We start from the raw sequence: 13643 nt of genomic DNA, 5'->3' as shown, positions 1-13643 counted from the left end.
GCGTGCCGAGCCATAGCGCAAGTCTTATAGAGGACTTTTGCTTCGCACCCTTGACCCACGCCGCGATCGAAAGCATTCTTCAAAGGTTATGCGCCCCTTCATGCGGGCGTGTTCCTCAACAACCGAGCCAGTGAGTGCGAAAGATGACCGAACGAGTGAGTGTCCAGCGTCTGCAGGTCGCAGCGAACCTGAAGCGTTTCATTGAAGAAGAAGCCCTGCCGGGCAGCGGTGTCGACGCTGCCGCCTTCTGGTCCGGGTTCGATGCGCTGGTACACGATCTCGCACCGAAGAACGCCGCTCTGCTCGCCGAACGCGATCGCATCCAGGCCGAGATCGACGCCTGGCATCGCGCCCACCCGGGGCCGATCGCCGACATGGCCGCGTACAAGGCCTTCCTGTCCTCGATCGGCTACCTGCTGCCGGTGCCCGCCGGTGCCAAGGCCACCACCACCAACGTCGATGACGAGCTCGCCGTGCAGGCCGGCCCGCAGCTCGTGGTGCCGGTGATGAACGCGCGCTACGCGCTCAACGCCGCCAACGCGCGCTGGGGCTCGCTCTACGACGCGCTCTACGGTACCGACGCCATCCCGCAGAAGGACGGCGCCGAGCTCACCAAGGGCTACAACCCGGTGCGCGGCGCGAAGGTCATCGCCTTCGGCCGCCAGGTGCTCGACCAGGCCGCGCCGCTCGCCGGTGCCTCGCATGCCGACGCCGCGGGCTACGCGGTCGAGGCCGGCCGCCTGGTGGTGAAGCTGCAGAGCGGTGCCAGCACCGGCCTGCAGCAGGCCGAGAAGTTCGTCGGCTTCCAGGGCGAGGCCGCCGCGCCGCGCGCCGTGCTGCTGAAGAACAACGGCTTGCACATCGAGATCCAGATCGACCGCAGCGGCGCCATCGGCAAGTCCGATGCCGCGGGCGTGAACGACCTGCTGATGGAAGCCGCGCTGTCGACCATCATGGACTGCGAGGACTCGGTCGCCGCGGTGGATGCCGACGACAAGGTCGTGGTGTACCGCAACTGGCTCGGCTTGATGGACGGTACGCTGGAAGACACCTTCGACAAGGGCGGCAAGCCGATGACGCGGCGTCTGAACGCCGACCGCGAGTACACCGGTGCCGACGGCAAGCCGGTAAAGCTGCACGGTCGCGCGCTGCTCTTCGTGCGCAACGTCGGCCACCTGATGACCAACCCGGCCATCCTTTGGGGCGAGGGCAAGGAAATCCCCGAAGGCATCATGGATGCGGTGGTCACCACGCTGATCGCCAAGCGCGACCTCGAGCGCCGTGGCAACTCGCGCAAGGGCAGCATCTACATCGTCAAGCCCAAGATGCACGGCCCGGCGGAGATCGGCTTCGCCGACGAGCTGTTCACCCGCGTCGAGCAGCTGCTCGGGCTGCCGGCCAACACCGTCAAGCTCGGCATCATGGACGAGGAGCGCCGCACCAGCGTCAACCTGCGTGCCTGCATCGCCGCCGCGCCGGCGCGCGTGGCCTTCATCAATACCGGCTTCCTCGATCGCACCGGCGACGAGATGCACACCTCGATGGAGGCCGGCGCGATGATGCGCAAGGGCGACATCAAGAACAGCAAGTGGATCGCCGCCTACGAGCGCCGCAACGTGCTCATCGGTCTGGCCGCCGGCCTGCGCGGCCGCGCCCAGATCGGCAAGGGCATGTGGGCCATGCCCGACCTGATGGCCGCGATGCTCGAGCAGAAGATCGGCCATCCCAAGGCGGGCGCCAACACCGCCTGGGTGCCGTCGCCGACCGCCGCCACCCTGCATGCGCTGCATTACCACCAGGTCAGCGTGGCCGCGGTGCAGCAGGACATCGAGAAGCTCGACCTCGACAAGGAAGCCGAGGCGCTGCTCGACGACCTGCTCACCATCCCGGTGGTGGCCAAGGCCGAGTGGAGCGAGACCGAGCGCCAGCAGGAACTCGACAACAACTGCCAGGGCATCCTCGGCTACGTGGTGCGCTGGGTGGAGCAGGGCGTGGGCTGCTCGAAGGTGCCCGACATCAACGACATCGGCCTGATGGAAGACCGCGCCACGCTGCGCATCTCCAGCCAGCACATCGCCAACTGGCTGCGCCATGGCGTGGTGCCCGCCGAGCAGGTCGAGGCCACGCTCGAGCGCATGGCCGCGGTGGTCGATGGCCAGAACGCGGGCGACCCGCTGTACCGCCCGATGGCGCCGAACTTCGACGACTCGGTGGCCTACCAGGCCGCGCGCGCGCTGATCTTCGAGGGCTGCGCCCAGCCGAGCGGCTACACCGAGCCGCTGCTGCACCGCTATCGCCAGCAGTTCAAGGCCAAGGTCGGCGCCTGAGCGTCGTCCACGCTCGGCGCGAGTCGCGTCGCTCCTGTGCTCCTGCAGGAGCGACGCGACTCGCGATCCGGCGATGGAGAGCTGCACGCGTGCATCGCGGCGACGGCACTGGAAATGTAAAAAGGCGCCTCGCAGGGCGCCTTTTTACATCTTGCTCCGCCCGATCTGCATGATCGGGGGATCAGACCCTCACCACAGCTGCCACCACGGCCGCGTGTCTTCCGGGCCACCGCGGAAATACACGCTGTCGGGGAAGTTCTTGCGCATGACGCGGTCGGCGTCGTCGCGCAGCTGCGCCATGCCGAGCTTGTCGTAGCTCATGACCATCAGGAACAGCGCCTCCTCGATCGCCGGTGCCTGCGGGAAGTTATTCACCGCGGTCTGCGCGCGGTTGATCGCCGCGACGTAGGCGCCGCGGTTGTAGTAGTAGCGCGAGACATGCACCTCGTGCGAGGCGAGCGAGTTGATCAGGTACTGCATGCGCGCCCGCGAGTCGTCGGCGTAGCGGCTCTCGGGGAAGCGCTCGACCAGTTCGCGGAAGCTGTCGAAGGCCTCGCGTGCGCCCTTGGGGTCGCGCTCGGAGAGATCCTGGCGCGACAGGCCGGCGAGCAGGCCGAGGTCTTCGTTGAAGTTGACCAGGCCCTTGAGGTAGTAGGCGTAGTCGACGTTCGGGTGATTGGGATGGAGCTTGATGAAGCGGTCGGCCGCGGCGAGCGCGAGCGCCTGCTCGCCCTGCTTGTAGTACGCGTAGGCCACCTCAAGCTGGGCCTGCTGGGCGAAGCGGCCGTAGGGATAGCGTGCCTCGAGCTTCTCGAATAGCGTCACCGCGCGATCGTAGCCGCCCTCGCTCATCGAGGCCTTGGCCTCGGAATACAGCTTTTGTGCGTTCCAGCCGGCGGTCTCGTCGACCTGCTCGGGCAGGAGGCCGCAGCCGCCGAGCAGCAAGGCGCCAATCAGCGCGGCTTTTGCCGTTAAACTTCCGGGGGTGAACCTGGCCATCGAAGACACTCGCGTGAATGAACACGCCGATTATATCCCAGCCGCCCTCCCAGCCGATCTTCCCGCCGACGACGCCGATGCGTGGGAGGCGCTGACGATTCCCGTCGAACTGGGTGGGCTGCGCCTCGATCAGGCCCTGGCACGGCTTCTCCCCCAACATTCGCGCAGCCGCCTGCAGGGCTGGCTCAAGGAGGGCTGGATCCGCGTCGATGGCGCGAGCCCCGATGCGCGCCGCAAGGTGTGCGGCGGGGAGTGCGTCGAGATCGACGCGCCGCCGCCGCCCGAGGTCACCGCCGCGCTGCCCGAGGACATCCCGCTCGCGGTGGTCTACGAGGACGAGGACCTGCTGGTGATCGACAAGCCCGTCGGCCTCGTCGTGCATCCCGGCAGCGGCAACTGGAGCGGGACCCTGCTCAACGCCTTGCTGCACCGCAACCCCGCGCTCGCCGGGGTGCCGCGGGCCGGTATCGTGCACCGGCTCGACAAGGACACCAGCGGGCTGATGGTGGTGGCGAAGACGCTGGCCGCGCAGACCGAGCTCGTGCGTCAGCTCCAGGCGCGCACGGTCGGGCGCCACTACCGCGCGCTGGTGCAGGGCGCGCTGACGGCCGGCGGCACGGTCGATGCGCCGATCGGGCGTCACCCTACGCAGCGCACGCGCATGGCAGTCGTCGGCAACGGCCGTCCGGCGGTCACGCATTACCGCGTCACCGAGCGTTTCCCGCGTGCGACCCTGGTCGAATGTCGTCTGGAGACCGGGCGTACCCACCAGATCCGCGTCCACATGGCGCACATCGGCCATGCGCTGGTCGGCGATCCGCTTTATGGGGCGCGCCGCTGCGGCGATGTGCGCCTCGATGCGTTCCCGCGCCAGGCCCTGCATGCCTTCCGGCTGGGGCTCACGCATCCGCGCAGCGGCGAGGCGATGCGTTGGGAGGTGCCGCTGGCGGCGGATTTCGCCGCGCTGCTGGACGAGCTGCATGGAGCGCCGCGATGAGCCTGCCGCCCGGCTACCGCTTTTTCGCCCCTGGCCTGCTGTGCCCGCAGTGGAGCCTGCCGCCCGGGGTACGGGCCGTGGTGAGCACCCGCGAGGGCGGCGCAAGCTTGCCGCCATGGGCGAGCTTCAACCTCGGCAGCCATGTTGGCGATGATGCGCGCGCGGTGGCGGCCAACCGCGCACGCCTGGGTGCGGCGATCGGCGCCGAGCCGGTGTGGCTCGAGCAGGTGCATGGCTGCGCGGTGGCGGACGCCGATCGCGCGGCCGGAGTGCCCGAGGCCGATGCGGCCGTGGCGCGCATGCGCGGGCGGGCGTGTGCGGTCATGGTCGCCGACTGCCTGCCAGTGCTTTTCTGCGACGACGACGCCACCGTGGTCGCCGCCGCCCACGCGGGCTGGCGCGGCCTGGCCGCCGGGGTGCTGGAGCGCACCGTGGAGCGCATGGGCGTGACGCCGGGGCGCGTGCGCGCGTGGCTCGGGCCCGCGATCGGGCCGACGGCCTTCGAGGTCGGGGACGACGTGCGCGCGGCCTTCGTCGGTGCGGACCCGGGCGCGACCGCAGCCTTCGTCGCGGGTGGCGTGCCGGGGAAGTGGCTGGCCGATCTCTGCGCGCTCGCGCGTCGACGGCTCACGCTTGCGGGCGTGGGGCGGATCGACGGCGGCAGTGTGTGCACCGTGGCCGATCCGGCGCATTTCTATTCTTACCGGCGTGATGGGACGACCGGGCGTTTCGCCGCGCTGATCTGGCTGGAGGAGGGGCGGCCCGGCGCGATCGCGTGAGCGCGGCGTTGCCGCGATCCGTCTCGCATGACCGTCTTAGGGATTGCGGCTATTGATCGGCGTCAGTTTCGGCTCTATCGTTGCGTTCGAGTGCTTCTCGCTCCTGCTGCAGGCGGCGACGTCGGCGGGCCGGGGTGCCGAACAGCCAAAGAAACAAGGCCAGGGGCGCGAGCCCCCAGAACACGAAGGTCAGGACGGCGGCAACGATCGAATCCTCCGCCGCGGCGACGAGGACGACGACGTAGAGCCAGGCGATCGGGATCAGATACATGGGTGGATTCTAGCGCGCGCCGCGAGCCGGCGCCGGAGGATCACGGACAGGGCAGGAAACCGCGGCCCCGGCCCGGAGCGGGCGGACGCGGCCTCAGGAGAAAGGGATGTCGGATACGACGGGCAAGCAGGTGCCGCCGGGAATGCAGGCGATCCTCGCCGCGGGACAGGCGATGGCGCAGGGTTTCTTCGATGCGCTCGCACGCCAGCATGTGGCGATGCAGGATTCCTCGGGGGTGGCGGCGCAGAAGCTGCCGATGCCCGAGACCGAGGTGATGGCCTCGCTGCAGAAGGTCTTCGCCGAGAAGCACGCCGAACTGTGGTCGTCCATGCTTGCGCGCACGCCGGGGGCGGCAGGCCCCGCGGTGGTGCAGCCCGAGCCGGGCGACAAGCGCTTCGCGGCGCCGGAGTGGTCCGAGAGCCCGGTGTTCGACTACATGCGCCAAGCCTACCTGCTCAACGCCGGCTTCCTGCGCCAGATGGCGGACGCGATGCCGATCGCCGACGGCCGCGCCAAGGCGCGCATGCAGTTCCTCACCCGCCAGTACATCGATGCGCTGTCGCCGAGTAACTTCGCGGCGACCAACCCCGAGTTCATCAAGACCGCGGTCGAGACCAAGGGCGAGAGCATCGCGCGCGGCATCCAGAACCTGCTCGGCGACCTCGAGAAGGGGCGCATCTCGATGACCGACGACGCGGCCTTCGAGATCGGCCGTAACCTCGCGCTGACCCCGGGTTCGGTGGTCTACGAGAACGAGCTGATGCAGCTGATCCAGTACGCGCCGCTGACCGAGAAGGTCGCGCAGACGCCGCTGTTGATCGTGCCGCCGTGCATCAACAAGTTCTACATCATGGACCTGCAGCCCGAGAACTCGCTCGTGCGCTTCGTCGTCGAGCAGGGCTTCACGGTCTTCCTGGTGTCGTGGAAGAACCCCCGTCCCGACACCGGCGGCCATTACACCTGGGACGACTACCTCGACAAGGGACCGCTCGCGGCGCTCGAGGTGGTGCGCTCGATCACCCGCGTCAAGAAGCCCAACGTGCTCGGCTTCTGTGTCGGCGGCACCATCCTCACCTCGGCGCTCGCGGTGGCGCGCGCGCGCGGCGAGGAGCCGGTGGCGAGCCTCACCTTGATGACCACGCTGCTGGATTTCTCCGACGCCGGCGAGCTCGGCTGCCTGGTCGACGAGGCGAGCGTCACCGCGCGCGAGGCCGCGATCGGCAAGGGCGGGGTGCTCAAGGGGCAGGAACTCGCCAACGTGTTTTCCTTCCTGCGCGCCAACGACCTGGTGTGGCAATACGTGGTCGGCAACTACCTCAAGGGCAACAAGCCGGTCGCCTTCGACCTGCTGTACTGGAACTCCGATTCGACCAACCTGCCGGGGCCCTTCCTCACCTGGTACCTGCGCAACATGTACCTCGAGAACAACCTGCGCGTGCCGGGCAAGCTCAGGATGCTCGGGCACAAGGTCGACCTCGGCAAGGTCGACGTGCCGGCCTACCTGATGGCGGCGCGCGAGGACCACATCGTGCCGTGGAAGAGCGCCTACCTGGCGCGCAACGTGCTGGGCGGCGACACCACCTTCGTGCTCGGCGCAAGCGGCCACATCGCCGGCGCGATCAACCCGGCGTCGAAGAATCGCCGCAGCTACTGGACCGCCGATGTGCGCCCGGCCGACCCCGACGAATGGTTCGAGAGCGCGGCCGAGCACAAGGGCAGCTGGTGGCTGCACTGGGCCGAGTGGCTGCGCGGCCATGGCGGCAAGGAGGTGGCCGCGCGCGGACGCCTGGGCAGCACGAAGTACGAGCCGATCGAGCCGGCGCCGGGGCGCTACGTCAAGGAGCGTTCCTGACCCGGAACGAGGAGGTTTTCAGTGTTCGACGGCAGCGGATCGGGCGGTCGCTGCCGTCGTGTTCAAGGTCCGTCCAGCACTACGAAAGTACCCCGCATAGGGAGAGGAGAAGAAGATGGCAAGAGTTGCACTGGTAACCGGCGGCATGGGCGGTCTCGGCGAGGCGATCTGCATCAAGCTGGCCGCGCTCGGCTACAAGGTGGTGACGACCCATTCCCCGGGCAACACCAAGGCCCAGGAGTGGCTGCAGACCATGAACAACATGGGCTACGGCTTCAAGGCCGTTCCCTGCGACGTGGCGGATTTCGACTCGTGCAAGGCCTGCGTCGAGCAAGTGGTCAAGGAGGTCGGTCCGGTCGACGTGCTGGTCAACAACGCCGGCATCACCCGCGACATGACCTTCAAGAAGATGACCAAGGCCGACTGGGATGCGGTCATCAGCACCAACCTCGACTCCGCCTTCAACATGACCAAGCAGGTCATGGACGGCATGGTCGAGCGCAAGTGGGGCCGCGTGATCAACGTGTCCTCGGTCAACGGCCAGAAGGGCGCCTTCGGCCAGACCAACTACGCCGCGGCCAAGGCCGGCATGCACGGTTTCACCAAGGCGCTGGCGCTGGAAGTGGCGCGTAACGGCGTCACCGTCAACACCATCTCGCCGGGCTACATCGGCACCAAGATGGTGATGGCGATCCCGCAGGAGATCCTCGACTCCAAGATCCTGCCGCAGATCCCGGTGTCTCGCCTGGGCAAGCCGGAAGAGATCGCCGGCCTGGTGGCCTACCTGTCCTCCGACGAGGCGGCCTTCGTGACCGGTGCCAACATCTCGATCAACGGCGGCCAGCACATGTTCTGACCCGTCGGCGGCCGGTTCCGGCTCCGCAACGTGGCGCGCTCCGGTGGAGCGCGCTTTTTTTTGTGCTCGCGGGGCGCGGGAATGGGGCTATTGCATCGCAACATGAGTTGTGAAACAGGGGCTATAATCCGCGCGTGAGGTGGCTGATGCGCTGCCGCATCCACGACCGAAGCGCGTGCCGGCTGTACTGGCCCGCAGGCGGCCTCGGTTTCTACAAATGCTCCTGAAGGATTTCAAGATGTCCAAGAAAATCGCTCTTGTCACCGGCGCCATGGGTGGTCTCGGTACGGCGATCTGCCAGTCGCTTGCCAAGGACGGCTTCAAGGTCGTGGCCAACTGCCTGCCGAACTTCGAGCTAAAGGACGCCTGGCTGTCCGCCCAGCGCGACCTCGGCTTCGACTTCGCCGCCGCCGAAGGCGACGTGTCGAACTACGAGTCGTGCGCGGCGATGGTCGCCAAGATCGAAGCCGACGTCGGTCCGATCGATGTGCTGGTGAACAACGCCGGCATCACCCGCGACAAGTTCTTCCCCAAGATGGAGAAGGGCCAGTGGGATGCGGTGATCAACACCAATCTGAACAGCCTGTTCAACGTCACCCACCACGTCTCTGCGAAGATGGCCGAGCGCGGCTGGGGTCGCATCATCAACATCTCTTCGGTCAATGGCGTCAAGGGTCAGGCGGGCCAGACCAACTACTCGACCGCCAAGGCCGGCGTGCTGGGCTTCACCAAGGCGCTCGCCGCCGAGCTGGCGACCAAGGGTGTGACGGTCAACGCGATCGCCCCGGGCTACATCGGTACCGACATGGTGATGGCGATCCGCGAAGACATCCGCCAGGGCATCATCGACACCGTGCCGATGAAGCGCCTCGGCCGTCCGGACGAGATCGGCGACCTGTGCGCCTACCTCGCCTCCGACAAGGCTGCCTACATCACCGGGGCGACCATCAACATCAACGGTGGCCTGCACATGTGCTGATGTTGCGCCGTGTCATGCGCGAAATCACGCAACCCCGTCGAAAGACGGGGTTTTTTCGTGGTTTCGATGTCGCAGCGCGATATAATTTTTTCGCACAGAGCGAAGACACCGCCGCCGAGGAGACGGAGAAATGCCGGAACAGCAGCGACTGATCAAGAAGTACCCGAACCGCCGTCTGTACGACACGCGGACCAGTTCCTACATCACCCTGGCCGACGTCAAGGACTTGGTGCTCGGTCACGAGCACTTCCAGGTGGTCGATGCGAAGACCGGCGAGGACCTGACGCGCAGCATCCTGCTCCAGATCATCCTCGAGGAAGAGGCGGGGGGCGCGCCGATGTTCACCAGCGACCTGCTCGCGCACATGATCCGCTTCTACGGCAATGCCATGCAGGGCATGATGGGCAAGTACCTCGAGAGCAACATCAAGGCCTTCACCGAGATGCAGGTCAAGCTCCAGGACCAGGCGCGCGCGATCTATGGCGAGAACAGCCCGGTGGGCCAGGACCTGTGGGCGCAGTTCCTCAACTTCCAGGGGCCCGCGCTGCAGAGCATGATGGGCGCCTACGTCGACCAGTCGAAGAAGATGTTCGAGCAGATGCAGACGCAGCTCGAGAGCCAGACGCGCAACATGTTCACCGGCTTCCAGTTCCCGGGCTACGTCCGTCCCGAGGACGCCGAATCCGCCGCGCCCGCCGCGCTCAAGGGCGACGGCAAGAAGTGAGCGGCGCCGCGCGCCGCTGAGGCCGCCGCCGCCCCGACCCGACAGGTTCTTTGCATGACCACCTTCAAGACTTCCGACCTGCCGCGCGTCGGCTTCGTTTCCCTCGGCTGCCCCAAGGCGACGGTCGACTCCGAGCACATCCTTACCCGGCTGCGTGCAGAGGGCTATGCGATCTCGGGCAGTTACGACGACGCCGACCTGGTCGTCGTCAATACCTGCGGCTTCATCGATGCCGCGGTCGAGGAATCGCTCGACGCGATCGGCGAGGCGCTCGCCGAGAACGGCAAGGTCATCGTCACCGGCTGCCTCGGCGCCAAGGACGATGTGATCCTCGCCGCGCATCCGCAGGTGCTCGCGGTCACCGGCCCGCACGCCACCGAGGAGGTCATGCACGCGGTGCATCGCCACCTGCCCAAGCCGCACGACCCGTTCACCGACCTCGTGCCGCCGCAAGGCATCCGCCTGACACCGCAGCATTACGCCTATCTCAAGATCTCCGAGGGCTGCAACCACCGCTGCAGCTTCTGCATCATCCCGTCGATGCGCGGCGACCTCGTCAGCCGTCCGATCCACGAGGTCATGCGCGAGGCCGAGGCGCTCGCCGACGCGGGCGTCAAGGAACTGCTGGTGATCTCGCAGGACACCTCGGCCTATGGCGTGGACGTCAAGTACCGCACCGGCTTCTGGGGCGGGCGCCCGGTGAAGACGCGCCTGCTCGACCTGGCGAAGGCGCTCGGCGAACTCGGCATCTGGATCCGGCTGCATTACGTGTATCCGTATCCGAGCGTGGATGATCTCATCCCGCTGATGGCCGAAGGCAAGATCCTGCCCTACCTCGACGTGCCCTTCCAGCACGCCAGCCCGCGTATCCTCAAGGCCATGAAGCGCCCGGCCAATGCCGAGAACGTGCTCGAGCGCGTGCGCAAGTGGCGCAGCATCTGCCCCGAGCTGACCATCCGCTCGACCTTCATCACCGGCTTCCCCGGCGAGACGGAGGAAGACTTCGAGATGCTGCTGAACTTCCTCGAAGAGGCCCAGCTCGACCGCGTCGGCGCCTTCGCCTATTCGCCGGTCGAGGGCGCGACCGCCAACGAGCTGCCCGGCGCGGTGCCGGACGAGGTGCGCGAGGAACGCCGCGCGCGCCTGATGGACTTCCAGGAGGACATCTCCACGCAGCGCCTCGAGGCCAAGATCGACCGCGAGATGACCGTGCTGGTCGACGAGGTCGACGAGGAGGGCGCGCTCGCGCGCTCGCCGGGCGACGCGCCCGAGATCGACGGCCTGGTCGTCATCCCCGAGGGCGACGGCCTCGCGCCGGGCGACTTCGTGCGGGTGCGCATCACCGACTGCGATGTGCACGACCTCTACGCCGAGCGCATCGAGTAAGGCCGGCATTTCCGTGCCGGAGCCCTCGCCGTGCTGAGCGGGGCGGGCTCTGTCGGGCTGGCCTGCGCCGAGCCCTCGGGTGGCGGGCCGGTGATCGGCCTGGCGCTCGGCAGCGGTGCCGCGCGCGGCTGGGCGCACTTGGGCGTGTTGCTCGAACTTGCGCGTGAAGGCGTGGTGCCGCAGATCATCACCGGCTGCTCGATCGGTGCCTTCGTGGGCGCCGCCGCGGCCTCGGGTGACCTCGACAAGCTGGTGCGCTGGGCCGAGACCCTCAAGTGGCAGGACGTGGTGTCGCTGCTCGACGTGTCGCTGCGCGGGGGGCTCATCAAGGGCCAGAAGCTGATCGACTTCTTCGAGCGCAACTTCGTCGACCGCGACTTCACCGAGCTCGACCAGCGCTTCGCCTGCGTTGCCACCGAACTCTCCACCGGACGCGAGATCTGGCTGCACGAGGGCAGCGTGTCGGCCGCGGTGCGTGCGTCGATCGCGCTCCCCGGGCTGATGACGCCGGTGCTGCACCAGGGCCGCATGTTGGTCGATGGCGGCCTGGTCAATCCGGTGCCGGTGTCGCTGTGCCGCGCGATGGGGGCCGACGTCGTGATCGCGGTGGATCTCGGCTCGGACATGGTGGGGCGCGCCTTCCGGCGCTCGGCGGTCGAGCCTGCGCCGGTCGAGGAGACCGAGGCGGGGTGGACCGAGCGCCTGCTCGCGCGCTTCGGCTTCGCCGCCGAAGCCGAGTCCGGCATGCCCTCGCGGCCCCTGGCTGCGGCCGACAGCCTTCCCTCGCTGGTCTCGGTGATCAGCTCCAGCATCAACATCATGCAGGTGCGCATCGCGCGCAGCCGCCTCGCCGGCGAGCCCGCGGACCTGCTGGTGTCGCCGCGGGTGAGCCAGCTCGGCTTGATGGACTATCACCGCGCCGACGAGGCGATCGCCGAGGGCGTCGCGGCGGTGGCGCGGGTGCGCCCGTTGTTGCGCGAACTGCTCGGCGGCGCCAACGAGTGAGGATCGGATGAGCGATGAACTGAATGCGCGCCTGCGCGCGATCGTCGGCGCGGCCAACGTGCTCGACGGCGAAACCGACATGGCACCCTTCCTGAGCGACTGGCGCGGGCGCTACCACGGCCGCGCGCGCGCGGTGGTGCGTCCGCGCGATACCGCCGAGGTGGCCGCGGTGGTCGCCGCCTGCGCGCAGGCGGGCGTGGCGATGGTGCCGCAGGGCGGCAACACCGGCCTGTGCGGCGGCGCGACCCCGCTCGCCGATGGCGCGGCGGTGGTGATCAGTCTCGCGCGCCTGGACCGTGTTCGTGCGCTCGACCCCGACAACGACACGCTCACCGTCGAGGCCGGTTGCACGCTCGCCGCGGTACAGGAGGCGGCGCAGGCCGCCGGGCGCCTGTTCCCGCTCTCGCTCGCCTCGGAGGGCAGCTGCCTGATCGGTGGCAACCTGTCGACCAACGCCGGCGGCGTGCAGGTGCTGCGCTACGGCAACACGCGCGACCTGGTGCTCGGGCTCGAGGCGGTGCTGCCCGACGGCCGGGTCTGGGACGGGCTGCGTGCTCTGCGCAAGGACAACACCGGCTACGACCTCAAGCAGCTCTTCATCGGCGCCGAGGGCACCCTGGGCATCGTCACCGCCGCGGTGCTGAAGCTCTTCCCGGCCATCCGCACTCGCGCCACGGCCTGGGTGGCGGTGGCCGACCCGCGCGCGGCGGTGCGCCTGCTCGGGCTCTTGCGGGCAGCCTGCGGCGACCGCGTGAGCGCGTTCGAGATTGTCGGCCGCACGGCGCTCGGGCTCGTGCTCCGGCACATCCCGGGCGCGCGCGATCCGCTCGCCGGTGCGCCGGCGTGGACGGTGCTGGTCGAGCTCTCCGATCCGGCCGTCGATGCGCCGCTCGAGGCCCAACTCGAGGCGGTGCTGGGCGAGGCCGTCGCGCAGGGCCTGGCCAGCGACGCCGTGGTGGCGGCGAGCGTGGCGCAGGCGCGGGCCTTGTGGGCGCTGCGCGAGGACATCTCCGAGGCGCAGCGCATCGAGGGCGTCAGCATCAAGCACGACGTCTCGGTGCCGGTCAGCCGCATCCCCGAGTTCCTCGAACGCGCCGGCGCGGCGCTTGCCGCGCGCTGGCCGGACATTCGCGTGGTGGCCTTCGGGCACATCGGCGACGGCAACCTGCACTACAACCTGTCCAAGGCGGTGGCCGACGACAACGCCACCTTCATTGCACGCACCGCAGAGGTCAATGGCATCGTGCACGACCTGGTTTGCGAACTCGGTGGCTCGATCTCTGCCGAGCACGGTCTCGGCCAGCTCAAGCGCGAGGAGGTGCTGCGCTACAAGCCGGCGCTCGAGATGGAGCTGATGCGGCGGGTGAAGCAGGCCTTCGATCCGGCCGGTTTGATGAATCCGGGCAAGGTGCTGTAGAAAGTTCGGAGAGGGGGTTTACAGGTCCCGGGGAGCGACCTATAATGCGCG

General features: G+C 68.2%; 12 protein-coding genes. 10 read left to right on the top strand and 2 right to left on the bottom strand.

Annotated features, from left to right (window positions below):
- The first annotated feature begins 143 nt into the window (after positions 1-143).
- On the top strand, positions 144-2327 hold the full coding sequence (locus TMZ1T_RS15010) for a malate synthase G (protein WP_004266022.1): 2184 nt from the start codon (positions 144-146) through the stop codon (positions 2325-2327).
- 189 nt (positions 2328-2516) lie between these two features.
- Here TMZ1T_RS15010 and TMZ1T_RS15005 read toward each other — a convergent pair whose 3' ends face one another.
- Entirely contained in the window at positions 2517-3326 is an 810-nt protein-coding gene (locus tag TMZ1T_RS15005) for an outer membrane protein assembly factor BamD (RefSeq protein WP_012585821.1), read from the bottom strand.
- Between the two features lie 13 nt (positions 3327-3339).
- Between TMZ1T_RS15005 and rluD the strand changes: the two genes are divergently transcribed.
- Together rluD and pgeF are read left to right on the top strand one after the other, a co-directional pair.
- On the top strand, positions 3340-4323 hold the full coding sequence (gene rluD / locus TMZ1T_RS15000; RefSeq protein WP_012585820.1) for a 23S rRNA pseudouridine(1911/1915/1917) synthase RluD: 984 nt from the start codon (positions 3340-3342) through the stop codon (positions 4321-4323).
- Entirely contained in the window at positions 4320-5102 is a 783-nt protein-coding gene (pgeF, locus tag TMZ1T_RS14995; RefSeq protein ID WP_012585819.1) for a peptidoglycan editing factor PgeF, read from the top strand. Before rluD ends, pgeF begins: the two co-directional genes overlap by 4 nt.
- Before the next feature lie 49 nt (positions 5103-5151).
- Here pgeF and TMZ1T_RS14990 read toward each other — a convergent pair whose 3' ends face one another.
- Positions 5152-5373 carry a hypothetical protein gene (locus TMZ1T_RS14990; RefSeq protein ID WP_004266012.1) on the bottom strand — a complete coding sequence of 74 codons (222 nt, stop codon included), beginning with the start codon at positions 5371-5373 and terminating at the stop codon, positions 5152-5154.
- Between the two features lie 106 nt (positions 5374-5479).
- Here TMZ1T_RS14990 and TMZ1T_RS14985 point away from each other — a divergent pair, with 106 nt between their 5' ends.
- The 7 genes from TMZ1T_RS14985 to TMZ1T_RS14955 all read left to right on the top strand — a co-directional run bounded on the left by TMZ1T_RS14985 (position 5480) and on the right by TMZ1T_RS14955 (position 13592).
- On the top strand, positions 5480-7225 hold the full coding sequence (locus TMZ1T_RS14985; RefSeq protein ID WP_004266009.1) for a PHA/PHB synthase family protein: 1746 nt from the start codon (positions 5480-5482) through the stop codon (positions 7223-7225).
- Positions 7226-7340: 115 nt separating this feature from the next.
- A complete protein-coding gene (phbB, locus tag TMZ1T_RS14980; RefSeq protein ID WP_004266007.1) occupies positions 7341-8081 on the top strand; it encodes an acetoacetyl-CoA reductase in 741 nt (246 codons plus the stop codon).
- A gap of 238 nt (positions 8082-8319) precedes the next feature.
- Positions 8320-9060 carry a beta-ketoacyl-ACP reductase gene (gene phbB, locus TMZ1T_RS14975; RefSeq protein WP_004266003.1) on the top strand — a complete coding sequence of 247 codons (741 nt, stop codon included), beginning with the start codon at positions 8320-8322 and terminating at the stop codon, positions 9058-9060.
- A 130-nt stretch (positions 9061-9190) separates the two neighbouring features.
- Positions 9191-9784, top strand: a complete 594-nt coding sequence (phaR, locus tag TMZ1T_RS14970; protein ID WP_004266001.1) for a polyhydroxyalkanoate synthesis repressor PhaR — start codon at positions 9191-9193, stop codon at positions 9782-9784.
- Positions 9785-9838: 54 nt separating this feature from the next.
- Positions 9839-11170 (top strand): 30S ribosomal protein S12 methylthiotransferase RimO, encoded by a 1332-nt coding sequence (gene rimO / locus TMZ1T_RS14965; protein WP_004265999.1) that lies wholly within the window; start codon positions 9839-9841, stop codon positions 11168-11170.
- 30 nt (positions 11171-11200) lie between these two features.
- Positions 11201-12175: a patatin-like phospholipase RssA gene (rssA, locus tag TMZ1T_RS14960; protein ID WP_004265997.1), complete on the top strand. Its 975-nt coding sequence runs from the start codon at positions 11201-11203 to the stop codon at positions 12173-12175.
- 7 nt (positions 12176-12182) lie between these two features.
- A complete protein-coding gene (locus TMZ1T_RS14955) occupies positions 12183-13592 on the top strand; it encodes an FAD-binding oxidoreductase (RefSeq protein WP_012585818.1) in 1410 nt (469 codons plus the stop codon).
- Positions 13593-13643: the final 51 nt, after the last annotated feature.

The sequence above is a fragment of the Thauera aminoaromatica genome (genome assembly GCF_000021765.1).
GTDB lineage: Bacteria > Pseudomonadota > Gammaproteobacteria > Burkholderiales > Rhodocyclaceae > Thauera > Thauera aminoaromatica.
Note: the sequence above shows the minus strand (reverse complement) of the source record. Positions and strands in the feature narration are given on the sequence as shown.

Bases quoted from the DNA above. Each gene is read 5' to 3' on its own strand.
- phbB (WP_004266007.1), top strand. From the start codon at position 7,341: ATGGCAAGAGTTGCACTGGTAACCGGCGGCATGGGCGGTCTCGGCGAG.
- TMZ1T_RS15010 (WP_004266022.1), top strand. From the start codon at position 144: ATGACCGAACGAGTGAGTGTCCAGCGTCTGCAGGTCGCAGCGAACCTG.
- TMZ1T_RS15005 (WP_012585821.1), bottom strand. From the start codon at position 3,326: ATGGCCAGGTTCACCCCCGGAAGTTTAACGGCAAAAGCCGCGCTGATT.
- pgeF (WP_012585819.1), top strand. From the start codon at position 4,320: ATGAGCCTGCCGCCCGGCTACCGCTTTTTCGCCCCTGGCCTGCTGTGC.
- phaR (WP_004266001.1), top strand. From the start codon at position 9,191: ATGCCGGAACAGCAGCGACTGATCAAGAAGTACCCGAACCGCCGTCTG.
- TMZ1T_RS14990 (WP_004266012.1), bottom strand. From the start codon at position 5,373: ATGTATCTGATCCCGATCGCCTGGCTCTACGTCGTCGTCCTCGTCGCC.
- TMZ1T_RS14955 (WP_012585818.1), top strand. From the start codon at position 12,183: ATGAGCGATGAACTGAATGCGCGCCTGCGCGCGATCGTCGGCGCGGCC.
- phbB (WP_004266003.1), top strand. From the start codon at position 8,320: ATGTCCAAGAAAATCGCTCTTGTCACCGGCGCCATGGGTGGTCTCGGT.
- TMZ1T_RS14985 (WP_004266009.1), top strand. From the start codon at position 5,480: ATGTCGGATACGACGGGCAAGCAGGTGCCGCCGGGAATGCAGGCGATC.
- rimO (WP_004265999.1), top strand. From the start codon at position 9,839: ATGACCACCTTCAAGACTTCCGACCTGCCGCGCGTCGGCTTCGTTTCC.